The organism is Olivibacter sp. SDN3 (genome assembly GCF_014334135.1).
In the GTDB taxonomy this organism is placed as follows: domain Bacteria; phylum Bacteroidota; class Bacteroidia; order Sphingobacteriales; family Sphingobacteriaceae; genus Olivibacter.
This window is the reverse complement of sequence record NZ_CP060497.1, coordinates 813,079-835,896: the sequence shown is the minus strand read 5'-3', so window position 1 is coordinate 835,896 and position 22,818 is coordinate 813,079. Positions and strand designations below refer to the sequence as shown.

The 22,818-nt window shown below is 42.8% G+C and carries 18 protein-coding genes and 1 pseudogene; 16 read left to right on the top strand and 3 right to left on the bottom strand.

The annotated features are described in order from the left end of the window. Positions 1–118 precede the first annotated feature (118 nt). Positions 119–655, top strand: a complete 537-nt coding sequence (gene dcd / locus H8S90_RS03355; protein ID WP_187341187.1) for a dCTP deaminase — start codon at positions 119–121, stop codon at positions 653–655. Here dcd and prfB read toward each other — a convergent pair. Together prfB and H8S90_RS03345 are read right to left on the bottom strand one after the other, a co-directional pair. Beyond that, positions 652–1,738, bottom strand: a protein-coding gene (gene prfB, locus H8S90_RS03350; protein ID WP_222852229.1) for a peptide chain release factor 2 whose coding sequence is annotated in 2 segments (ribosomal slippage) — positions 652–1,677 and positions 1,679–1,738 — 1,086 coding nt in all. Because the reading frame shifts where the segments join, the coding sequence is not laid out codon by codon here. The two genes, dcd and prfB, sit on opposite strands and share 4 nt — an antisense overlap. A gap of 27 nt (positions 1,739–1,765) precedes the next feature. Continuing rightward, entirely contained in the window at positions 1,766–2,482 is a 717-nt protein-coding gene (locus H8S90_RS03345; protein WP_187341186.1) for a tol-pal system YbgF family protein, read from the bottom strand. A 341-nt stretch (positions 2,483–2,823) separates the two neighbouring features. Between H8S90_RS03345 and pgi the strand changes: the two genes are divergently transcribed. From pgi to H8S90_RS03300, 9 genes are all read left to right on the top strand, one after another. Next, positions 2,824–4,470, top strand: coding sequence for a glucose-6-phosphate isomerase (gene pgi / locus H8S90_RS03340; RefSeq protein WP_187341185.1), 1,647 nt, complete (start codon positions 2,824–2,826; stop codon positions 4,468–4,470). Positions 4,471–4,517: 47 nt separating this feature from the next. Further along, the gene (locus H8S90_RS03335; RefSeq protein ID WP_187341184.1) at positions 4,518–5,780 is read left to right on the top strand and encodes a sorbosone dehydrogenase family protein; all 1,263 of its coding nucleotides are present in this window, start codon (positions 4,518–4,520) and stop codon (positions 5,778–5,780) included. 498 nt (positions 5,781–6,278) lie between these two features. Beyond that, a complete protein-coding gene (gene secA, locus H8S90_RS03330; protein WP_187341183.1) occupies positions 6,279–9,587 on the top strand; it encodes a preprotein translocase subunit SecA in 3,309 nt (1,102 codons plus the stop codon). A gap of 20 nt (positions 9,588–9,607) precedes the next feature. Further along, positions 9,608–10,063 (top strand): SPOR domain-containing protein, encoded by a 456-nt coding sequence (locus tag H8S90_RS03325; protein ID WP_187341182.1) that lies wholly within the window; start codon positions 9,608–9,610, stop codon positions 10,061–10,063. Continuing rightward, positions 10,063–11,247 carry a M20 family metallopeptidase gene (locus H8S90_RS03320; protein WP_187341181.1) on the top strand — a complete coding sequence of 395 codons (1,185 nt, stop codon included), beginning with the start codon at positions 10,063–10,065 and terminating at the stop codon, positions 11,245–11,247. The genes H8S90_RS03325 and H8S90_RS03320 overlap by 1 nt, the downstream gene beginning before the upstream one ends. A 112-nt stretch (positions 11,248–11,359) precedes the next feature. Beyond that, positions 11,360–12,679 carry a mechanosensitive ion channel family protein gene (locus tag H8S90_RS03315; RefSeq protein ID WP_187341180.1) on the top strand — a complete coding sequence of 440 codons (1,320 nt, stop codon included), beginning with the start codon at positions 11,360–11,362 and terminating at the stop codon, positions 12,677–12,679. Positions 12,680–12,795: 116 nt separating this feature from the next. Then, positions 12,796–14,772 (top strand): DNA primase, encoded by a 1,977-nt coding sequence (gene dnaG, locus H8S90_RS03310; RefSeq protein WP_187341179.1) that lies wholly within the window; start codon positions 12,796–12,798, stop codon positions 14,770–14,772. Between the two features lie 11 nt (positions 14,773–14,783). Further along, complete coding sequence (locus H8S90_RS03305; RefSeq protein WP_187341178.1) at positions 14,784–15,152, top strand: YraN family protein; 369 nt, start codon at positions 14,784–14,786, stop codon at positions 15,150–15,152. 212 nt (positions 15,153–15,364) lie between these two features. Then, entirely contained in the window at positions 15,365–16,417 is a 1,053-nt protein-coding gene (locus tag H8S90_RS03300; RefSeq protein ID WP_255501789.1) for a glutaminyl-peptide cyclotransferase, read from the top strand. A gap of 14 nt (positions 16,418–16,431) precedes the next feature. Here the strand turns inward: H8S90_RS03300 and pncA are convergent, their stop codons facing one another. Then, positions 16,432–17,028 (bottom strand): bifunctional nicotinamidase/pyrazinamidase, encoded by a 597-nt coding sequence (gene pncA / locus H8S90_RS03295; RefSeq protein WP_187341176.1) that lies wholly within the window; start codon positions 17,026–17,028, stop codon positions 16,432–16,434. A gap of 131 nt (positions 17,029–17,159) precedes the next feature. Between pncA and H8S90_RS03290 the strand changes: the two genes are divergently transcribed. The 6 genes and pseudogenes from H8S90_RS03290 (at position 17,160) to H8S90_RS03265 (ending at position 22,793) form a co-directional block, all read left to right on the top strand. Beyond that, the gene (locus H8S90_RS03290; protein WP_187341175.1) at positions 17,160–17,552 is read left to right on the top strand and encodes a fibronectin type III domain-containing protein; all 393 of its coding nucleotides are present in this window, start codon (positions 17,160–17,162) and stop codon (positions 17,550–17,552) included. Between the two features lie 49 nt (positions 17,553–17,601). Then, a pseudogene (locus H8S90_RS26390) lies at positions 17,602–17,748 on the top strand (hypothetical protein); the annotation flags it as partial. A 145-nt stretch (positions 17,749–17,893) separates the two neighbouring features. Continuing rightward, entirely contained in the window at positions 17,894–19,198 is a 1,305-nt protein-coding gene (eat, locus tag H8S90_RS03280; RefSeq protein ID WP_187341174.1) for an ethanolamine permease, read from the top strand. Beyond that, positions 19,195–20,553 carry a glutamine synthetase family protein gene (locus H8S90_RS03275; protein ID WP_187341173.1) on the top strand — a complete coding sequence of 453 codons (1,359 nt, stop codon included), beginning with the start codon at positions 19,195–19,197 and terminating at the stop codon, positions 20,551–20,553. Before eat ends, H8S90_RS03275 begins: the two co-directional genes overlap by 4 nt. A gap of 317 nt (positions 20,554–20,870) precedes the next feature. After that, on the top strand, positions 20,871–22,007 hold the full coding sequence (locus tag H8S90_RS03270; RefSeq protein WP_187341172.1) for an iron-containing alcohol dehydrogenase: 1,137 nt from the start codon (positions 20,871–20,873) through the stop codon (positions 22,005–22,007). An 18-nt stretch (positions 22,008–22,025) separates the two neighbouring features. After that, positions 22,026–22,793 (top strand): gamma-glutamyl-gamma-aminobutyrate hydrolase family protein, encoded by a 768-nt coding sequence (locus H8S90_RS03265; protein WP_255501787.1) that lies wholly within the window; start codon positions 22,026–22,028, stop codon positions 22,791–22,793. Positions 22,794–22,818: the final 25 nt, after the last annotated feature.

Here is a 22,818-nt window from a genome sequence, read left to right as displayed (position 1 = left end):
AAACAAAAATATCGGATCAGCATGTAAGGTTAAGAGAAGTTTTGCATCTTGCGCGTTCTTTCTTAAGTTTGTGCCTTGCCCGAAAGCTACCGCTTTCTTTACCGGCTTACAATAAAGTATGATATTATCAGATAAAAGAATTCTCGAAGAAATAGATAAAGGAACGATCATCATAGAGCCGTTCAGGAAAGAATGCCTGGGGACGAACTCCTATGACGTTCATTTGGGTAAATATTTGGCTACGTATAAGGATCGCGTACTCGATGCAAAAACGCATAATGAAATCGAGCATTTTGAAATTCCGAAAGCCGGATATGTATTGGAACCCAATACACTCTATCTGGGGGTAACCTTGGAATATACAGAAACACACGAACATGTGCCTTTTTTGGAGGGGAAAAGCAGTACTGGTCGTCTAGGAATAGATATACATGCAACCGCTGGCAAAGGAGACGTGGGATTTTGCAATACCTGGACTTTAGAGATCTCTGTGGCACAACCTGTTCGGATTTATGCAGGAATGCCTATCGGACAGCTGATTTATTTTTCCGTTGAAGGTGAAATCCACACCATGTACAATACCAAGGGCAACGCCAAATACAATCGCAAAACAACGCGGCCGGTAGAGTCTATGATGTGGAAAAACGAATTTTAATTACCTCCGAACTCCATTAAGTAAGATTTTAGAAACGCATCGATTTCACCATCCAGCACCGCTTGTGTATTGGATGTCTCATGATTTGTTCGCAGATCTTTTACCAATTTATAAGGATGCAGTACGTAATTTCTGATCTGCGACCCCCATTCAATCTTTTTCTTGTTTCCTTCGATGGCTGCAGTTGTTTCCATACGTTTGCGCATTTCAATCTCATAAAGTTGGGACTTTAAAAGACGCATGGCATTGTCTTTATTTTGCAATTGCGAGCGCGACTCCTGATTTTTGATCACGATACCCGAAGGTTTATGATGCAGGCGTACCGCAGTTTCTACTTTATTTACATTCTGCCCGCCTGCGCCACCCGAACGAAAAGTGTCCCATTCGATATCGGCATCTTTAACGTCAATTTCTATCGTGTCGTCAACTAACGGATATACGTATACAGAAGCAAAGGAGGTATGCCTTTTTGCATTCGAGTCAAAAGGAGATATTCGCACTAAGCGGTGCACACCGTTTTCGCCTTTGAGATAACCGTAAGCAAAGCTTCCGTCAAATTGTAGCGTTACAGATTTCACGCCGGCTACGTCTCCCTCAAGAAAATCTTGCTCCGTAACCTTATAACCATTCTTTTCTCCCCACATAATGTACATCCGCATGAGCATGGCTGCCCAATCACAGCTTTCTGTTCCCCCTGCTCCGGCAGTAATCTGTAAGATAGCTGTGAGTTGGTCTTCCTCTGCACTTAACATATTCTTGAACTCCAGCTCCTCCATTCGTGTTAATGCCTCCTGATAGAGTTCTTCGGCTTCCTCTTCGTCAGCTTCACCACTCTGATAGAAATCAAACATAACCGACGCGTCTTCAATAGCTTCACTAAGCTCTTCAAAACTGTCTGTCCAAACTTTCTTACTCTTTATCGAATGCAGAACCTTCTCGGCTTCTTTCGGATTGTCCCAGAAATTTGGAGCAAGTGTTATCTCCTGTTCCTGATTGATTAATGTTTGTTTGGCATCGATGTCAAAGATGCCTCCTCAGGGAAGCTGCTCGATCCCTTAAATCCTGAATATTTTCCTTGGTCATAGGCGCAAAGATAACCAAAATTACGAACTATAATTTTTTCATTAGCTCAGCCGCTTTCGGATAAATGGCAGCCTCTTTTGGGATTTTTTCGAGCCAATTAAGAGCACTTTCAGCGTAATCGTCTTCTTCTAAGGTGTAACTCAGCGCAATATAGTAAGCGGCTTCATACATTTGCGAAGTGCTTTCTGAGTAAACCTTCAATAAATCGCGGCGCGCAGAACCCAGATATGCTAAGTTTAGATAAGTAACACCCCGGTAATAACGTATATAAAGATCGTCGGGCACTTCAGTAAGTGCGTTATTCAGTAATGGGAGTGCCTCGGTATATTTGCCGTCGTTAAAAAGCTCGATAATGTCCGGGTATTTATTTTCTATTAATAAACCATCATTGTCAACGGCGCTCATCTTCACTTGGTTAGCTTCCACTAATCCGTCGTTTGTCCATGGCGACCATAATAGTACACCCCCAAATAGCAGAGTTGTTAAAGCTAATATCCCCCATTTTATTTGACGGTTTGCTCGGATATTCTTTAAGGATGGAAATCTGCTCACCTGTTTTTTCGGGCCAGGCACACATGACTGACGCAGGCATTCAGCAACACTTTTATTGACGTACATATAGAATCGAAGTTCCTGAGCGAGCTCTTCATTTCCGTCCAGCTCATCTTCAAAGCTACTACGCTCTTTTTCTGTCATATCACCAGAAAGATAACGTTCAATATTTTCGTAATTAACGTCAGTCATCTTTATCCGTTTACCTCATTGCTTACTGCTTTATACTATAGATTCAGGATACTAAATTAACAATAGCCGATTTCTTTTGCAAATCCCAAATGTTCAAATCTCAGTAATAAAACAGGTTAATACACAGCTTGTTTTTGTTTGTTAAAGGTATTGAATTTTTATATTTTATTAAAGCAAAAAAGTGTTAAAAATTGCTTGATTGTTCGATGTTGTGCTACAGGTATCGTGTGATCGATGCTTGTAACAAGTCACTTTCGGTCGGTAAATAGCCTAATAAAATAATGCGTTGGGCTTTTACTTTCTGCAATGAATTTGTAGTTTCGTGAAAATTTGATGTTATTATGTTACCAAGTGTGAATTTTACAGAAACAGATGCTTATAACTATTTAAGCAACCACTATATTAATATAGCACCTAAGCATTTACGTGATTTATTTGCGTCTGATGCTAAGCGTTTTGAGAAGTTTTCGATACTTTTTGAGGATATGTTATTCGACTATTCGAAGAATCGGATCGATGAGCAGACCATAGCCTTATTGGTGCAGTTAGCTAGGGAATGCAAGCTTCAGGAAGCTATTGAAGCTATGTTTAACGGGCAGTCAATCAATGAAACAGAGAACCGTGCTGTTTTGCATACCGCATTGCGAAACATAGGTAATCAACCGGTAAACGTGGACGGACAAGATGTGATGCCCGCAGTGAATGCCGTGCTCGACCATATGGAGTCGTTTAGCTCCTCCGTAATTTCCGGGAATTGGAAAGGCTATAGCAGGGAAACAATTACTGATGTCGTGAATATTGGAATTGGTGGGTCTGACCTTGGACCGGTAATGGTAACAGAAGCTCTGAAAGCGTATAAAAATCATTTGAACTTACACTTTGTGTCCAATGTTGATGGTACGCATATTGCCGAAGTATTACGCCAGGTGAACGCCGAGACAACCCTGTTCCTGATCGCTTCCAAAACATTTACAACACAGGAAACCATGGCTAACGCGCATAGCGCGCGCGACTGGTTTTTAACACAGGGCGGCAGTGAAAAAGATATTGCCAAACATTTTGTTGCGCTCAGTACAAATACACGAGCCGTGCAGGATTTTGGTATTGATACGCAAAATATGTTTGAGTTCTGGGATTGGGTAGGTGGCCGTTATTCTTTATGGAGCGCCATCGGTCTTTCCATCGCCCTAGGTATAGGCTTTGACAACTTTAAGGAGCTACTGGTAGGAGCACATGCTGCTGATAATCATTTTAGAAATACACCCTTTGAAGAAAACATACCCGTACTCATGGGGATGTTGGGGGTATGGTACAATAACTTTTTTGATGCCGAGAGTCATGCTATTCTTCCTTATGATCAGTATATGCATCGTTTTGCCGCCTATTTCCAGCAGGGAGATATGGAAAGTAACGGAAAGTATGTTGATCGCAAAGGAAAACCAGTGGAATATCAAACGGGGCCTATCATTTGGGGTGAACCGGGAACCAATGGGCAGCATGCTTTTTATCAGTTGATTCACCAGGGAACGAAAATGATTCCTTGCGATTTTATCGCTCCCGCTCAAACACACAACCCTATTGGTGCGCATCATCAGCTGCTGTTATCCAATTTCTTTGCGCAGACAGAGGCTTTAATGAACGGAAAGATGGAAGATGAAGTTGTGCTGGAGCTGGAGGCTACTGATAAATCTGTTGAGGATATTCAAGCGCTTACGCCTTTTAAGGTTTTTGAAGGTAACCGTCCGAGCAACTCCTTTCTTATAAAGAAAATAACCCCAAGAAGTTTAGGAACCCTGATCGCGTTTTATGAACATAAGATCTTCACGCAGGGTGTAATTTGGAACATTTTTAGTTTCGATCAGTGGGGGGTAGAGTTGGGCAAACAGCTTGCTGGGAAAATACTGCCCGAATTGAAAACCGATAAAGAGGTTGTTTCTCATGATTCTTCTACCAATGGGTTGATCAATCAGTATAAGTCATGGCGTTAAAACTTTTTTTAGCCAGGGCTGTTGCTTAGGGAAATCAGAAAAATCAAATGAAGTTCAAGACGTTTTCTTTGTTAGTGTTGCCGGCCTTGCTCATGGTATCGGCTTGTAATGGATCTACAAAAGATCATAACGAGACCGCTGTAGATACGCTTTCCGATCATATAAGCGAGTATGGCCCGGAGATTCGTTTAGCAGACCCTCTAGCTACCGAGTCCGCCATTAATACTTCTAAAGTTATCGGATGGCCTGAAGAAAAAACGCCGATCGCGCCTGTAGGGTACCGCGTAGTGAAATTTGCAGACGGATTTCAGCACCCACGTTGGGTATATGTAGGCCCAAATGGCGACATCTTTATAGCGGAGTCGCAGACAACGGGTAAAAGTGCCAATAGAATAACACTCTTACGTGATACCGATGGTGATGGCCTTGCAGATAGCAAAAATACTTTTCTGGAGAATCTGAACAGGCCATTCGGTATGTTGGCGCTTGGAGACTATTTTTATGTGGCAAATACCGATGGATTATGGAGATACCCCTACAAAGCAGGAGAAAAAGCGATCACCGCAAAAGGAGAAAAGCTATTAGATCTGCCCGCGGGAGGGTACAATAACCATTGGACACGTAACTTAATAGCAAATGCCGACGGTACAAAAATCTATGTTACCGTAGGTTCGGGGAGTAATGCGGGTGAAAATGGGATGGAGCATGAAAGGCGACGGGCGAACATTTTAGAGATCAACCCAGACGGTACCGGAGAAAAGATATATGCTGCCGGCCTGAGAAATCCAGTAGGTGTTGATTGGGAGCCGGTAACAGGTAAATTATGGACAGCGGTAAATGAGCGGGATGAGCTGGGCGATCAATTGGTGCCAGACTATATTACCAGCATACAGGAAAATGGATTTTACGGCTGGCCATATGCCTATTGGGGCAAAAACCCCGATCCGCGATTAAACGGTGCACGTGAAGATTTGGTAGCAGAGTCGATCGTTCCGGATTTTGCGCTCGGATCACATACTGCTTCTCTTGGACTGGCGTTTAATACTTCTGAAAAATTTCAAACGGGAGCCTATGTTGGTCAGCACGGCTCCTGGAATCGGTCTGAACTTGTTGGGTACAAAGTGGTATTTGTGCCTTTTGAAGATGGGAAACCTACGGGAGAATATAAAGATTTTCTTACCGGTTTCATTGCCGATGAAGAAAAAAGCGAGGTATATGGAAGACCGGTAGGTGTTGCTTTTGCAAAACAAGGTTACATGTTGGTAACGGATGATTCCGGACATACCGTTTGGGCCGTGTTACCTAATTAAAGACGATTTTTTTCTACTTTGTCCGCAACAAAGTAGAGCAAAATGCCTGCATCAGGCACGTTGCCTGCCGATTGCTACCGACGCAAGCCTATGCCATTCGAGTCCTTAGGAACGGCAGTGCATCCCACTACAAGATGTAAACTCTTGGGTATGTTATCATATCGCTCTAGTTATTGTTTGCCGATGATCTTCCTTTCCATCTGCTCGCAAAGGTTCTCCGTTCTACTTAAAATCCGCCTCAGCTAGTTGCGACTTGCAGGTGGAGGCACTACCCTTGTAGCAACTAGGTGCAGCTGGAGCTTTTGCTTCTTTTTGCGGAAAAAAGAAGTAAAATAAATGCGCTTTTATTCATCACTTTTTCGATACTTTCTTTGGCATGCTGAGTACTATTATAAAAATCACTAACTTTGCTCATTGTGATGATGTCATTATGACGTATCGCAATATTTGGCGCATTTGTTGAAGCAAATCGCGTATATTTTAGATTATTATTAGAGCATGTTAGGATTCTTAAGTAAAATTTTTGGCAGTAAATCTGACCGTGATATAAAACATATTCGTCCACTAGTTGAGAAAATCAAAGAAGAGTTTAGTAAACTGGAATCGCTGAGCAATGATGAACTGCGTGCAAAAACGGCGGAATTTAAGCAGCGTATTGCCGATTATTTGGCAGAAATTGATGCGGAAATCAACGAATTAAAATCGGAAGCTGAACAGCCAGAAGTAGAAATGGCAGAAAAAAATGCTTTGTATGACAAAGTTGATAAGCTTACCAAAGATCGTGATAAAAAGTTAGAGGAAGTGTTGATGGACATTCTTCCCGAAGCCTTTGCTGTAGTAAAAGAAACGGCTAGGCGTTTTACTGAAAATACCACACTGGAAGTTACGGCCAGTGATTTCGACCGGGAATTGGCTGCTACTAAATCTCATATAGAGATCCAAGGTGAAAAAGCTCTTTGGCAGAACAGTTGGATGGCTGCAGGAACAATGGTTACCTGGAATATGATACATTATGACGTGCAGCTGATCGGGGGTGTTGTACTGCATGAAGGTAAAATTGCCGAGATGGCTACCGGTGAAGGTAAAACTTTGGTAGGAACCTTGCCGGCATACCTAAATGCATTGTCGGGACAGGGGGTACATATTGTTACCGTAAACGATTATCTTGCCCGTCGTGATGCTGAGTGGAATGGACCCTTGTTTGAATTTCATGGATTACGGGTAGACTGTATCGATAAGCATCAACCAAACTCTGCCGCCAGAAGAAATGCTTATGCTGCAGATATTGTATTTGGCACCAATAATGAATTTGGCTTCGACTATTTGCGTGATAATATGTCGCAATCGCCTGAGGGATTAGTACAACGTAAGCTTCATTTTGCGATGGTGGATGAGGTTGACTCTGTATTAATTGATGATGCCCGTACACCGTTAATTATATCAGGACCTATACCTCGGGGAGATGAACATGAATTCTATGAGTTAAAGCCTCGGATTGAGCGTTTGGTGAATGCACAGAAAGCATTTATCAATACCGTGCTTAACGAAGCAAAAAAAGGCATTAAAGGAGGAGATACAGAAGTAGATGGGGCCGGGATGGCTTTGTTACGCGCACATCGTGGTTTGCCAAAAAATAAAGCCCTGATTAAATTTCTGAGTGAAGGTAGCAACCGTCAGGTGCTCATGAAAACGGAGAACTATTATCTCCAGGAACAAAGCAAGAATATGCCGAAGGTGGATGCCGAGCTTTTCTTCGTCATTGATGAGAAAAACAACCAGGTAGAACTTACGGAAAAAGGAATTGAATTGATCACGACGTCTGGCGAAGATCCTAATTTCTTTGTCATGCCGGATGTTGGGTCGGAAATAGCTGAAATAGAAAAATTATCCCTTACCGCTGAGGAGAAAGCGCAGAAGAAAGATGAATTGATGCGTGATTTTTCTATTAAATCGGAACGTATACATTCAGTTAATCAACTGTTGAAGGCTTATACCTTATTTGAGAAAGATGTAGAGTATATATTGGATGAAAGTAAGGTTAAGATTGTAGATGAACAGACTGGTCGTATTATGGATGGCCGTCGTTATTCAGATGGTTTGCACCAGGCAATTGAGGCGAAAGAGAATGTGAAAGTAGAAGATGCTACACAGACTTATGCTACGATTACCTTACAGAACTACTTCAGAATGTATCATAAGCTGGCCGGAATGACGGGTACAGCCGTTACGGAAGCGGGCGAGCTGTGGCAGATCTATAAACTGGATGTGGTGGAGATACCGACCAATATATCCATCCAACGAGACGACCGTGAGGACTTGGTATATCGTACCGCCCGGGAAAAATATAATGCGGTGGCAGAAGAAATCCAAAAATTAACTGAAGCGGGGCGCCCCGTACTGGTGGGTACCACGTCGGTTGAGATTTCGGAGCTTTTAAGTCGTATGCTGAAGTTACGCGGAATAAAGCACAATGTGCTGAATGCAAAACTCCATCAACGGGAAGCCGATATCGTAGCTGAAGCTGGTCAGGCTGGTACAGTAACCATTGCTACGAATATGGCCGGTAGGGGTACGGATATTAAGCTTGGGCCTGGTGTTAAAGATGCTGGAGGACTAGCTATCGTAGGTACCGAGCGGCATGAATCCCGCCGTGTTGACCGCCAGCTGCGCGGTCGTGCAGGTAGACAGGGAGATCCTGGCTCCTCACAGTTTTTTGTGTCCCTGGAAGATAACCTGATGCGTTTGTTCGGTTCGGATAGGATCTCCAACATCATGGTACGAATGGGTATCGAAGAAGGCGAGGTAATCCAACATTCAATGATTACCAAGTCTATTGAGCGAGCACAGAAAAAGGTAGAAGAAAACAACTTTGGTATTCGGAAGCGTCTGTTGGAGTATGATGATGTGATGAATTCACAGCGGACAGTTATCTATGCGAAACGGAAAAATGCCCTGTTCGGTGAACGCCTGGATGTCGATTTGAACAACACCATTTTTGACGTCGTGGAAGATATGGTGGCAGAATATAAGGAAACGGGAACCTATGAAGATTTCCAATTAGAGTTTATCCGGATATTTTCTGTTGATCCGGCCTTGGAGGCAGATGCCTTTGCCAATGAAAACATTACTTCGTTGACAGATCAGCTGTTTAACCACGTCATTGACTTTTACCACCGTAAAGCGGAACATATCGCCTCACAAACGTTGCCCGTACTGAAGGATGTGTTCGCTACCAGAGGCGAGCAGATAGAAAATATCGTCGTGCCGTTTACAGACGGTATGCGTGGTTTGCAAGTAGCTGCTAACCTAAAGAAAGCGGTAGAGAGTGAGGGTAAAGAGGTGTTTAAATCTTTTGAAAAGGGTGTAGTTCTTTCGTTGATTGATGAGGCGTGGAAAGAACATTTGCGTGAAATGGACGACCTGAAGCAGTCGGTACAGAATGCGGTTTATGAACAGAAAGATCCGATCATCATTTATAAAATGGAGGCCTTCAACCTGTTCAAACAGATGTTGGCAGCGATGAACAAAGATGTAGTTTCGTTCTTGTTCAAGGGGGGAATACCGCAGCAGCAACCACAAGAGGTGCGAGAGGCAAGGCCTATGCCGAGCCAGCAACCAAAAGTGAAGGTATCCAAGCCTGAATTGGCAGCTGCAACATCAGGAGGGGGTAATTTACCGGTAGAAGATACGAGAGAAGTGCAAAAAACGCAGCCCATCCGTAATGATAATAAGATAGGAAGAAATGATCCTTGTCCTTGTGGCAGTGGGAAAAAATATAAGAATTGCCACGGAATAGGACAGGCTTAAATGTTTTTAACCCGTAACTCATGAATAAGTATTTTCTGTTGACATGCTTTTTCTGCCTGTCGCTGTTAGCGGTTTCTGCACAGGATAAGAAAGGCATACTTGAAGAGCACAAAAGCACACTGATTGAACGTTTGCAGCAAGAACGTACGGTGTTTGGAAATGCAGAAACAGCAACGGGAGAAGGAGAGGGAACAAGACCTGGAGTGCCAGTCAAGACTGGTCAAAAAGTAACGGCAAATGGTTACCGTGTACAGATTTATTCAGGAACTAACCGCTCGGACGCCTATGCGGCGCAAGCAAAGTTTAAGCATATTTATAAGGATTTAAATACGTATCTCGGATACGAACAGCCAAACTATCGCGTAAAGGTGGGTGATTTTACCAATAGAAGTCATGCACAAGCCTTGATGAATCAACTGAAGAAGAGCTTCAATTCCGTTTTTATATTTACCGAGACCGTTAATTTAGAATACTGATGTTGAAAGATACCGTTTATAAACTTGCCCAGTCTGTTTTTTCGGAAGTTGTAGCCCTAAGAAGACATATTCATGCAAACCCAGAACTCTCCTTTGAAGAATATAATACATCGGCTTACATTAAGTCGAAATTGGATGAACTGGGTGTTGAATGGCAGGAAAAGGCGAATACAGGCGTTGTTGCCCTGATAAATGGAGATCGACCCAGTGATGCCGTTGTTGCACTTCGGGCGGATATTGATGCATTGCCCATACAGGAGGTAGATGGGCGGGATTACGGTTCAAAAAACGCAGGGGTAATGCACGCCTGTGGCCATGATGTTCATACCTCTTCTTTATTGGGTACCGCAAAAATACTGACTAGTCTGAAAGCGGATTTTGCCGGCACGGTGAAATTGATTTTTCAACCCGGAGAAGAGAAGCTACCCGGTGGGGCAAGCCTAATGATTAAGGAAGGTGTCTTGGAAAACCCAAAACCAGGTGCCATCATTGGGCAGCATGTGATGCCACTGATCGATGCCGGAAAAGTGGGGTTCAGGTCTGGAAAATATATGGCTTCGGCAGATGAACTCTATGTGACCGTGAAGGGCAAAGGCGGTCATGGTGCGCAACCACAGCAAAACATCGATCCTATTGTTATTACTGCTCACATTATTACCGCTTTACAACAAGTGGTTAGCCGGATAGCCGATCCTAAAATGCCTACCGTTTTATCTTTTGGAAAAATTGTTGCTGAAGGTGCCACCAACGTCATTCCCAATGAGGTGAAGCTAGAAGGAACGTTTAGAACCTTTGATGAGCAATGGCGAGAGGAAGCGCATCAACGGATGAAGAAAATGGCCGAAGGTATCGCTGAAAGTATGGGGGGCTCATGTGATTTTGAAATCGTCCGCGGATACCCTTTTCTGGTGAACAATGAGCTGCTAACCCAGGAAATAAGAGCTTATGCGGAGGAGTATCTCGGAAAAGAAAATGTACTTGATTTAGATCTATGGTTGGCCGGAGAGGATTTCGCATTTTATTCGCAAATTACCGATGCATGCTTTTACCGATTAGGTACCCGTAATACCTCAAAAGGAATTACCGCCTCTGTGCATACCCCTAATTTCGATATCGATGAGCAGGCGTTGGCGCTAAGCACGGGCTTAATGGCATATGTTACCCTTAAACGTTTAGGAAACTAAGCAGAGAATTGTATCTTTGTTGAGCGCATCCTATGTGCGCTTAAATCATCACTTTAAAACGTTAATCATATAATTTTAAACTCTTCCTTCAGAGGGTGTTAGGGTCATTTTTATGGAAAATTTAGAAACAGGATTAGAAAAATCCTCCAGCCTGATCAGTCGCTTTAGCTACGATAAACTGGTAGAATGGGGGATTGATAAGGATATAGCAGCGTATGTAAATGTTTTTGTTCTGCTGGCAGTACTGGTGTTTTTAGTGTACGTGTTGCAGTATATTGTGCGAAGAGGTTTAAAAATGGTGTTTCGTAAGATAGCATCAACTACCCGCTTAAAATTTTTCGATTACCTGCTTAAAAATCGCTTTCCTCACTTTTTAGCGCTTATTGCGCCATTTAGCTTGGTCAAAAATGCCGTTCCGATTGTTTTTGATGACTTTCAGCATTTGATCAAGCCCGCGGATGTCCTGTTGGAAATCTATATGGTCTTTATGATCATATCCATTATTATGGCCATCATTCGGTCCGGTGCTGATGTCTTAAGAGAAAGACCTGCGTTCCACGCAAAACCCATGGAAAGCTACCTGTCGGTCATCCGTATGATATTTTACCTCTTCGGTGCCGTAGCCATCTTTTCTACAATAACGGGAAAATCACCAGCCGCTTTTTTCGCTGCCATGGGGGCGGCATCGGCTATTCTCTTACTGATGTTCAAAGATACTATTATGGGCTTCGTGGCCAGCATACAGGTAACCACCAATGATATGGTACGTATTGGCGACTGGATTACGATGCCTAAATATGGTGCCGATGGTGATGTGGAGGAGATTAACCTGACGACAGTGAAAGTTAGGAACTTTGATAAAACCATTACCACGATTCCTACCTATACCTTAATAGCTGATTCCTTTCAGAATTGGAGAGGGATGCACGAATCCGGTGGCAGAAGAATCAAACGTTCGATTATTATTAAGCAGTCTAGCATACACTTTATAAAAGATGATGAATTGCCGAGGTTCCAAAAAATTCAAGGCATTAGAGATTATATTGATGAACGCGCAGCAGAGATCAAAAAGCATAATGAAACTATTGATGCAGATAGAAGTCTCGCTTTGAATGGGCGTAATTTTACTAATTTTGGGCTTTATCGTAAATATGTCGACTGGTACTTGCGGAATCATCCCGGAATCAATCAAGGAATGCTATTAATGGTCAGGCAGCTCGCTCCAACTGAGAATGGTATGCCCTTGGAAATATACGGTTTCACCAATACTACAAAATGGATAGAGTATGAACCGATTATGGCCGATATTTTTGATCATTTAATAGCTGCAGTGCCCTATTTTGACCTCAATGTATTCGAGTTAGAGTCGGGCTCGGATGTGTTCGGTATTAAGTTTGCCAATGAGCTGGAGGTAAAAAGCGGAAACCGGTAAAGGCTTGTTCAATCGTTTAGCCGTTGAATAATACTACCTCGCTACTCAACTACTTCACTTGTAAAAACGTAGAACTTATAATTCGCAAGCAGTGCTAATTTACTATCTTTACGTCAATGATTAAACAGGAAACGATTGATAAGATTCTTGATGCTGCCCGTATTGAAGAGGTAGTGGGGGACTTCGTTGACCTAAGAAAGCGTGGCACAAGTATGATCGGATTGTGTCCTTTTCATAATGAAAAAACACCCTCTTTCCACGTATCGGTAAGCAAAGGAATTTATAAGTGTTTTGGTTGCGGTGCCGGCGGCGATGCCGTTCGTTTTGTAATGGAGCTGGAAAAATATGCTTATCCGGAAGCATTACGTTATTTAGCGCAAAAGTATAATATTGAAGTAGAAGAGACCGCTGTATCACCCGAGCAGGCTGCCGTAACAGATCATCGAGAGAGTTTATTGGTAGTGACCAATTGGGCTTCAAAATTTTTTCGGGATTGTTTATGGGATACTGACGACGGGAGAGCTATCGGCCTCAGTTACTTCAGGGAACGTGGATACCGCGAAGATATTATCAAGAAGTTTGAACTCGGCTATTCTCCGGAAGCTTGGGAAGCGCTGCATGGGAAAGCGATTGCAGCTGGGCATGACGAAGATTTCCTGCAGGAAACAGGGTTGATTGTTCGGAAAGATGATGGTAAATCCTATGATCGTTTTCGGGGAAGGGTGATGTTTCCTATCCATAATCTTACAGGAAGGGTATTGGGCTTTGGCGGGCGTACTTTAAAAACCGACAAGAAAGTACCAAAGTATGTTAACTCTCCGGAGAGTATTATCTATCATAAGTCGGATGTATTATACGGTTTATTCTTTGCGAAGAAAGCCATTACGGTTGCCGACAGCTGTTACCTTGTGGAAGGATACGCTGATGTAATATCCATGCATCAGGCCGGTGTTGAAAATGTAGTGGCATCGTCAGGAACTTCGTTAACCAGTGGTCAGATCCGGTTAATAGCACGTTATACCAAAAATGTAACCATTCTTTTTGATGGAGATGCAGCAGGCATTAAAGCTTCGTTGCGAGGCTTGGACATGTTGTTGGAAGAAGGAATGAATGTAAAGGTACTTCTTTTTCCAGATGGTGATGACCCCGACTCTTTTGCCATGAAAAACGGTGCTGATGCCTTTAAACAATATATTGAAGGCAATAGCAAAGATTTTATCTTTTATAAGACCGATGTGTTATTAAAAGATGCGGGTACTGACCCGGTAAAACGCGCTGAAGTTATCCATGATGTAGTGGAAAGTATAGCTTTAATACCTGACGATATAAAAGCTTCCGTTTTCATTAGGGAGTGTAGCAATCTGTTAGATATAGAAGAACGTCTATTGATCTCCGAACTCAATAAACTTCGACTGAAAGCTTCACGAAAAGATCAACAGCTTCCTGAAAAAAAGGCTTCTTCTCCATTTGCTGGGAATGAACCCCCTCCTGATTTGTTTATGGACCCCGCGGATGGGGTGGCTCCTTCTTTGGAGACAACTTTTTCTCCTAAAGTTAACAAATCACAGTCGATCGCTCTCCAAGAGCGCGAAATAATACGTTTGCTACTTAATTATGGGCACGTTCCTGCAAAATGGGAGCAAGATTATCCTATCGCTTTCGTGCTATTGGCAGGTTTGCAGGATGTAACGTTTACGGATGCCCTTTGCCAAAAAGTCGTAACGGTCTATTTAACTTTTATGGAAAGAGAGGAGTTACCCAACGACCGTTATTTTATTACCCATAAAGATCGTGAAATTGCCGATCTGGCCATCACACTTTTAGCGTCTCCCTACAGTTTGAGTCCTAATTGGAACGATGAGAAGCGTAAGATATACGTGGCACAGGAAACAGATAATTTAAAAAATGCAGTCTTGGGAGCGCTTTACAGGATAAAAAAACGTAAAGTGGAGCAAAATATGCAAGACGTCCGTGAGGAATTACGACAGGAGACCAATGCCGAAAACCTCGAAATGCTGATGGTTAAATATCAGAAATTGAAGATGATGGAGAAAGAAATCACCAGTTATTTGGGAACTGTCATCGTAAAATAGTTTGGTATGCTATGGCTAAACATCTATTAACAGGTATATCGGGAGAAACGGCTGCCCAAAATTACTTACTTGAATGCGGATACCTGTTGCTCCACAAAAACTGGCGATATAAACACCTAGAGGTGGATATCGTTATGCGAGATCAGGATACATTGGTTTTTGTTGAAGTTAAAACACGCACCGATGGGCGTTTCGGCTTACCCTATGAATCGGTAAATTGGCAGAAACAGCGTAAACTTTCTCAGGCCGCCACCATCTATATTAAACAACATCATTACGAAGGCGAAATTAGGTTTGATGTCGTCTCTATTTTCGCTAATCCAAGTGATCAATATAATATCAGGCACATAAAAGACGCCTTCTGGCCGAGGTATTCTTAGTTTTCAATGTTGTTGACCTAAATTCAAATCAATGGCTGTTTATTTTTAACATCGGTTCCGGTCGATTTCAGATAGCTTGCAAGGCATAATAATTTTGTGTTTATCTTTGTTTTATAAAAAAGATATGTTTTGGCTAAGGTATGCTTAGATAATACGTAACACCTAATACCTATTAAATTATGTCAAATGTCTTACATATAATATATTTGTGCATGAATAAATTTTTGCTGTTTTGTTTAGCGGCCCTAAGCAGTGTAGCAGCCTGTAACAACGGGGGAGGGAAAAAATCTAGATCCGTTCATTTTCGATCTATCGAGTCTGGGACGCTGATAAATAGGGGCGACAGTGTGTCATTAGCCATCAATATACCAGAAGAAATTGACATTGATTCTATTGTCTATGAGTTGAATGACAAACATTATAAAACGGTGCATGACAGTGCTGCCGTTTGGCTGCAAACAGCTGAGTTAACGATGGGAAGTAAGCTTATTACGGCCAATGTTTACAAAGAGGGTGAATCAGAGCGGATAAATACAAATATTGTTGTTGTTGCTTCGGCAGTGCCAGAACAGTATAGCTTTAGTGTAGTCAATACTTACCCGCATGACGCCCATGCCTATACACAGGGGCTGGAATTCCACGATGGCTACCTTTATGAAAGTACCGGGCAACGTGGACAATCTACCCTCCGAAAGGTAGAGCTGAAAACAGGGAAAGTGGTGCAGCAATATGACCTGCCTAATAAGTATTTTGGTGAGGGAATGACCATCGTAGACGATAAAATTGTACAGCTGACCTGGCAAGAAGGCGTAGGTTTTGTCTACAACAAAAATACTTTTGATAAAGAAAGTGAGTTTCCCTATCAATCCAGCAAAGAAGGTTGGGGCATCTGTTATGACGGTAAGCGCCTGATTAAATCCGATGGCAGCAACCGGCTATACTTTTTAAATAAGGAAAATTACCGGGAAGAGGGCTACGTAGAAGTGTACAATCATAAAGGGCCTGTAGATAACCTTAATGAATTGGAGTATATTGATGGGAAAGTTTATGCAAACATATACTATTCTGATGTTATCGTAGTAATTGATCCGGAAACCGGCCAAGTGGAGGCAGAACTAAACCTGATTGGTTTATTGCCCCAAAAAGATGTAACAACAGATACCAATGTTCTCAACGGTATCGCTTACGATCATCAGGGCAAACATCTTTATGTGACCGGAAAGAATTGGGACAAGCTATTTGAAATTAAGATGTTGGAGCGGTAGTATGTTTTGTTCACTCAATCAGTAAGTACCTCTCCTCCTTTAGCTGCAAATGCAATTTTAATAGCTTCGTAATTAGCTAGATCAATAGGGCGGGTAGCGAAGTCGAGCATGCGTGCTTTAAATCCCAGATCGAGGGCGTCATTGGCCGTGAAATATACGCAGTAATCGGCAGCTAAACCACATACATCTACTTCGGTAACGCCTCGTCCTTTTAAAAAATCAACCATTCCGGTTGCTTTCTTTCTTCCGTTATCGAAAAAGCCACTATAACTGTCAATCGTTACGTCCATTCCTTTTCTAAAAATGGCTTCTACAGCAGCCATTTTTAGTTCTGCCGTGAAAGCTGCTCCATGGCTTTCTTGTACACAATGATCTGGCCATAGTACTTGCTTGAGCCCATGTAAGGTAATCTGTTCGAACGGTTTTTTTCGGGGATGAGCAGAAGCAAAACTCTGATGACGCCTGGGATGCCAATCTTGGGTGGCTACAACCAAGCTGTACTGCGCTTGTAGTTCATTGATCACGTCGATCACTTCATTTCCATTTGGTACCGCCAATGAGCCGCCGGGTAAAAAATCGTTCTGTACATCCACAATAATTAATGCTCGCATCCTGTAAAATTAATGACTTTATTTCACTATAAACAATTTAAACAACCGATTGCGTTGTTTCCAACATTGCAATTGACACTTAATAAAGTTAATATTGAACTCCTCTTAGCTACTAATCAAATAATCGGATCATGGAAAAAACCAATCAGCGTAGAAAATTTTTAGGTCAGTTAACTGCGGTATCGGCTTTAACAGCTTTACACGTTACACCATTGGAAGCGAATACCGCTGCCGTAACAAAAAGGGAAGAACATCGTTTACTCACGCCTCCTTATTTGCAGGCACTGGGCCCTAATAGCGTTGACGTGGTGTTTATTACGGCAAAGGACGCTTATAGCTGGGTGGAATATGGGGAAGGAGAGCTTAGCGAGAAAGCACAGGAGGAACAGGATGGTATGGTGGAGGCTTATCTGAGAATTAATCGCATACGTCTTAAAAATCTTAAGGCAGCTACAACTTATAAATATCGTGTAGTCTCTAAAGAAATAACTTCTTTTGAACCTTATGAACTAATCTTGGTTTGAAAACAGGCGTACCGGTTACCCTCAATTCCTATTAAACGCAAATACTAATTTAAATACGCCCACTACGCAGTTTCCGAAGCGCTGGCTTTACCCCAGCAATGAATTAAACTATAACATGGAGAATCTGAATGAGGCCCTGCAACGGCAGTTTGGAGGAAACGATAATGTAAATCAGGAAGTGTGGTTGCTGAAATAGTGTTATGGAGCGCTATTCATTGTCAGAAAAAATCCAACTAAAGGGTTTTTCTGTTATATTTAACTGATCAAAAAATGACTAGCCGGATTTATAATAATTACACTGTTGGGGAATAGGATTATTGTAAATTAAAACCAACAAATGAATGAGTGCTGTTAAATTAAAAAAAACACTCACCCCCTTTGCTTTGTGGGCACTTGGGGTGGGGTATGTGATCTCCGGTATGTATTTTGGTTGGAACCTCGGACTGGAAAAAGGAGGTACCCTCGGTATGGGAATGGCAACGGTGGTTGTCATGATCATGTACGTGACCTTTACCTTCAGCTATACGGAGCTGGCCTGTGCCATACCGAAAGCCGGCGGCGTATTCGATTATGCAGGTCGTGTATTGGGTAAAGACATAGCCTTCATCTCGGGAATTGCCCAAACGGTTGAATTCGTTTTTGCGCCACCGGCTATAGCTTTTGCAATCGGCGCTTATTTTAATGCTTTTTTCCCTGATGTACCCATCATTACCAGTGCAGTTATAGCTTATCTCTTATTTACAGGTTTGAATATCATCGGCGTAAAGGCCGCAGCAATATTTGAAATGGTGATTACGGTGTTAGCGGTGGGAGAACTATTGCTGTTTGTAGGAATTACCGTTCCTCATTTTGAAGCAAGCAACCTTGTTCACAACGCGTTTCCCAATGGATGGGGAGGGGCATTTGCGGCTATCCCTTTTGCGATCTGGTTCTTTTTGGGCATAGAAGGTATAGCCAATGTGGCAGAAGAAACCAAAAACCCGCAACGCGATATTCAAAAAGGTTTTGGTTGGGCTATATTCACGCTGGCAATGCTTTGTATATTGGTGTTTACCTCTTCTATAGGCGTGGCAGGGTGGGAAGCCGTTGTTTATCGAGATGGTATAGGAGGAGAGACTTCAGACTCTCCGTTACCGCTTGCGTTATCCATCGTAACGGGCGATAATCACCTGATGTATCACTTATTGATTACTGTTGGCTTGTTTGGTTTGGTAGCCTCGTTTCATGGCTTGATATTGGCCGCAGGGCGCTCTACCTATGAAATGGGAAAGGCGCATAATTTTCCAGGTATGTTTGGGAAAATCTCCTCAAAATTCCGTACACCGGCATACGCCCTGTTGGGTAATATGTTGGTCGGGCTCCTCGCGCTTTTTTCAGGTAGAACGGGCGAAATTATCACACTTTCTGTCTTCGGTGCGCTCACGCTCTATGTGATAGCAATGGTGGCGCTTATCCGGTTACGGAAAGTAGAGCCAGGCCTGGACCGACCCTTTCGTGTGCCTTTTTTTCCGCTGTTTCCAATTACGGTTTTGGTCATCGGTATCCTATCGCTGGTAGCCATGTTTGTTTATAATTGGGGCGTTGGTTTAATTTACCTGCTGATTCTTTTTTTATCCTATTGTTTATTTAAAGTATTTAAGAGATGACCATACAAGAAATAGAAACCTATATCAAGCAGCATCCCTCAGGAAAAGTAAAGCTTGCGGCAGCGGATATCGATGGCATTTTACGAGGAAAATACCTGTCAGTAGAGAAGTTTAATGCTAGCCTAAAAGACAACTTGGGCTTCTGTGACGTGGTTTTTGGTTGGGACAGTAATGATCTGGCTTATGAAAATACTCCATTTACCGGCTGGCATACCGGATATCCTGATATGCCGCTCAAGCTAGACCTGAATACGTTTAGAAAAATACCATGGGAACAGGATGTACCGTTCTTTTTAGGCGAATTTTCAGCTGCAGATGGAACGCCATCGCCGGTTTGCCCGCGTCAACTGTTAAAGAAAGTAATTCATGAAAGCCGACAGCTTGGTTTCGAACCCTTCTTTTCGCAGGAATTTGAATGGTTTAATTTTGCCGAAACACCCGACAGTTTGCAGCAAAAGAAATACCAGGCTCCCCAGCCTATGACACCCGGCATGTTCGGTTATTCTATTTTAAGAAGTACGTTGAAAAACGATTTTATAAGTGATTTATTTGATCTGTTGGGACGGTTTAATGTGCCGCTGGAAGGGCTACATACGGAAACAGGTCCTGGTGTATATGAAGCAGCCATCGTTTATAGTGATGCACTGGAAGCCGCGGATAGGGCTACATTGTTCAAAACTGCAGTGAAAGAGATTGCATATAAACATGGATTGATGGCTTCTTTCATGGCTAAGTGGAATGAGCAGCTGCCAGGCTGCAGCGGACATGTGCATCAAAGTCTGTGGAATATGGAGACCCGGAAAAACGTGTTTTATGATAGAGACGAAAAGCAAAAAATGAGTGCGCTGATGAAGCAGTATATCGCCGGTCAGCTTTATTGCTTACCATACATATTGCCCATGTTAGCCCCTACCATTAACAGTTATAAGCGTTTGGTAGAAGGTGCGTGGGCACCTACCACCTTGACCTGGGGGATGGATAACCGAACGGTGGCGCTTCGGGTGCTGGTGGGTAGTGAAAAGTCTTCGCGATTGGAAACCAGGGTTGTTGGCTCTGATACCAACCCGTACTTGGCCATAGCCGCCTGTCTTGCCGCCGGCCTATATGGAATAAAAAAGGGCCTGCATTTGGAACAGCCCGCTACTCTTGGGAATGGTTATACCGATTATAGTAACGGTATCATGCCTGGAAACTTGTTGGAAGCTACCGCACAGATGCGGCAGTCGACCGTTGCGAAGGAGCTTTTTGGAGAAACTTTTGTCGATCACTTTTGCCGAACCCGTGAGTGGGAATGGCAACAGTTTGCTAAGGCAGTAACCGATTGGGAACTGAAAAGGTATTTTGAAATTATTTAAGAGCCTGTTTAAATTTGTATTATAAAAAATTTTATAGGTTATTTTTGAGCGAGACAAGGCAAATTATTCACACCATGTTTGCTTCCATGGGTGTTCATGAACTCACTTCGTTCGGTTTTGCAGCAATAGCTGGTGGCCTATTGCGAGAAATTTAACAAAGTCGTAGCCAAAAAGAGTCATAAAAGATTTATTAGATAAATTTTAAACAGGCTGTAAGGAAATTAAAGAAGCTGAACAGAAGCAAGAAATGATTTTCGAGGTAAAAGGCAGGCAAAAGACCCTTAATAACGGTAGTGCAACCTGTAAAATAAGAAAACATGATTCATCAATTCAATATTCCCACTACGATACGATTTGGTTGTGGGGCGGTTAACGAACTGGCAGATTACCTTGTGGGGCATGCGTTGGCACGCCCCCTGGTGGTAACAGATCCGGTGATTGCTCAATTGCCTTTTTTTAAAGGGATATGCAGTCGTTTGGAAGCGAAAGGGATCAGTATAGTTGTTTTTGCTGACATTCATAAAAACCCAGTTAAATCGGATGTATATAGTGGGACAACGGTATGGGATGACACCGATCGTGATTGTGTTGTGGGCATTGGCGGAGGTGCAGCGCTCGATATCGCACGAGCAATTACGCTGCGCATTAACCATAGAGAAGACCTGTTCAAATACGATGATCTGATAGGTGGTGAGGTCTATGTGACGAATGAAGTGCCTCATTTTATTGCGATCCCTACCACTGCGGGGACAGGAAGTGAGGTGGGGCGAAGCGCTATTATTGCGGATGATGAAACACACCAGAAACGCATTCTTTTCTCGCCGAAGTTAATGGCAAAAGTGGTTTTCGCTGATCCGCTGTTGACGATGGAACTTCCCCCCGCGATTACCGCAGCTACGGGAATGGATGCGTTAACACATAACATGGAAGCCTATCTAGCCAAGAACTACAACCCGATTTGTGACGGAATTGCTCTGGAAGGAATTCGTTTGATCAGTGAGTCGCTCGCAAGAGCGGTGCTAAATCCAGACGAGGAGTCGCGCAGTAAGATGTTGCTGGCTTCTATGATGGGAGCTATTGCCTTTCAGAAAGGGTTGGGAGTGGTTCATTCATTGGCGCATCCGCTGTCGTCACTCCTAGATACACATCATGGTTTAGCAAATGCTGTGAATATTCCTTACGGTATGGCCTATAATATTGCAGGAAACGAAAGTAAATTCAGGTATATTGCACAGGCATTGGAATTACGTGCAGAAACCGGGGAAGCAGTAGTCGCTTATCTATTAGATTTGAACAACCGCATTGGTATTCCACATCACCTACGGGACATAGGAGTGAATGAGACGCATATAGAAACCCTGGCCGATATGGCAATAGCTGATTTTGCTCACCCCAATAACCCCAAACCGGTAAGTAGGGAAGATTTTAGGGAATTATATGAGAAAGCTCTATAAGTAGACAATGGGATAATAATGTTTGTTGAGTATGGAAATAGCGTAAAAACTGAGAACGAACAACCGGCAACGAATAGCGAAGCGATGCAAGAGAAATTAATTATAGGGATGACTGACGGCAGAATGTATGAGCTGTACGCGCAATGGATAAAAGGTTTAGATCTATCGGTAGAGATTGTACGTTTGGGATATGCTTTAGATAATTTACATGAAGTGGCTAAATGCCGAGGTTTGGTGTTTACGGGAGGAGAAGATGTATACCCGAAACACTACGGGAAAGAGGGGTACCTGAGCTATTGTGAGGCATGTGATTTTGATGAACAACGAGATGATTTTGAACTGAAGCTTTTAACGCAGGCCCATGAGAAACAGTTGCCTATATTAGGTGTCTGTCGCGGACTACAGTTAATTAACATTTTTTATGGGGGAACGTTAATACCAGACCTGCCTGTCTGGGGTAAATTTAACCACTCCAGATTACCTAATGGCAAGCTTCCTTACCATGAGATACAAATAAATGAGAACTCCTTGTTATATGAAATAACAGGTGCCAAGAGTGGTATGGTGAACAGTTTACATCATCAGAGTGCCAATCGTATAGGAAGGGGCTTGCTGGTGTCTGCGCTGTCGGCAGATGGGGTGGTGGAAGCAATTGAACGCGTGGATCCCACTAACGGTCCTTTTCTGTGTTTAGTGCAATGGCATCCCGAAAGGATGGAAGATATGGAAAGTGTGTTTGTTAAAAATATTGGAGAAGCCTTTATCGGTGCAGTGCGATTGATGTGAACAGCATGAGTTAAAATCAGCACAT

What these genes read in the sequence shown, in the direction of transcription:
- H8S90_RS03315 (WP_187341180.1), top strand. Translation starts at nt 11,360, where the DNA reads ATGGAAAATTTAGAAACAGGATTAGAAAAATCCTCCAGCCTGATCAGT.
- H8S90_RS03275 (WP_187341173.1), top strand. Translation starts at nt 19,195, where the DNA reads ATGACCATACAAGAAATAGAAACCTATATCAAGCAGCATCCCTCAGGA.
- H8S90_RS03335 (WP_187341184.1), top strand. Translation starts at nt 4,518, where the DNA reads ATGAAGTTCAAGACGTTTTCTTTGTTAGTGTTGCCGGCCTTGCTCATG.
- secA (WP_187341183.1), top strand. Translation starts at nt 6,279, where the DNA reads ATGTTAGGATTCTTAAGTAAAATTTTTGGCAGTAAATCTGACCGTGAT.
- dnaG (WP_187341179.1), top strand. Translation starts at nt 12,796, where the DNA reads ATGATTAAACAGGAAACGATTGATAAGATTCTTGATGCTGCCCGTATT.
- dcd (WP_187341187.1), top strand. Translation starts at nt 119, where the DNA reads ATGATATTATCAGATAAAAGAATTCTCGAAGAAATAGATAAAGGAACG.
- H8S90_RS03300 (WP_255501789.1), top strand. Translation starts at nt 15,365, where the DNA reads ATGAATAAATTTTTGCTGTTTTGTTTAGCGGCCCTAAGCAGTGTAGCA.
- H8S90_RS03345 (WP_187341186.1), bottom strand. Translation starts at nt 2,482, where the DNA reads ATGACTGACGTTAATTACGAAAATATTGAACGTTATCTTTCTGGTGAT.
- pncA (WP_187341176.1), bottom strand. Translation starts at nt 17,028, where the DNA reads ATGCGAGCATTAATTATTGTGGATGTACAGAACGATTTTTTACCCGGC.
- H8S90_RS03270 (WP_187341172.1), top strand. Translation starts at nt 20,871, where the DNA reads ATGATTCATCAATTCAATATTCCCACTACGATACGATTTGGTTGTGGG.
- H8S90_RS03265 (WP_255501787.1), top strand. Translation starts at nt 22,026, where the DNA reads ATGTTTGTTGAGTATGGAAATAGCGTAAAAACTGAGAACGAACAACCG.
- H8S90_RS03320 (WP_187341181.1), top strand. Translation starts at nt 10,063, where the DNA reads ATGTTGAAAGATACCGTTTATAAACTTGCCCAGTCTGTTTTTTCGGAA.
- H8S90_RS03305 (WP_187341178.1), top strand. Translation starts at nt 14,784, where the DNA reads ATGGCTAAACATCTATTAACAGGTATATCGGGAGAAACGGCTGCCCAA.
- H8S90_RS03290 (WP_187341175.1), top strand. Translation starts at nt 17,160, where the DNA reads ATGGAAAAAACCAATCAGCGTAGAAAATTTTTAGGTCAGTTAACTGCG.
- pgi (WP_187341185.1), top strand. Translation starts at nt 2,824, where the DNA reads ATGTTACCAAGTGTGAATTTTACAGAAACAGATGCTTATAACTATTTA.
- H8S90_RS03325 (WP_187341182.1), top strand. Translation starts at nt 9,608, where the DNA reads ATGAATAAGTATTTTCTGTTGACATGCTTTTTCTGCCTGTCGCTGTTA.
- eat (WP_187341174.1), top strand. Translation starts at nt 17,894, where the DNA reads ATGAGTGCTGTTAAATTAAAAAAAACACTCACCCCCTTTGCTTTGTGG.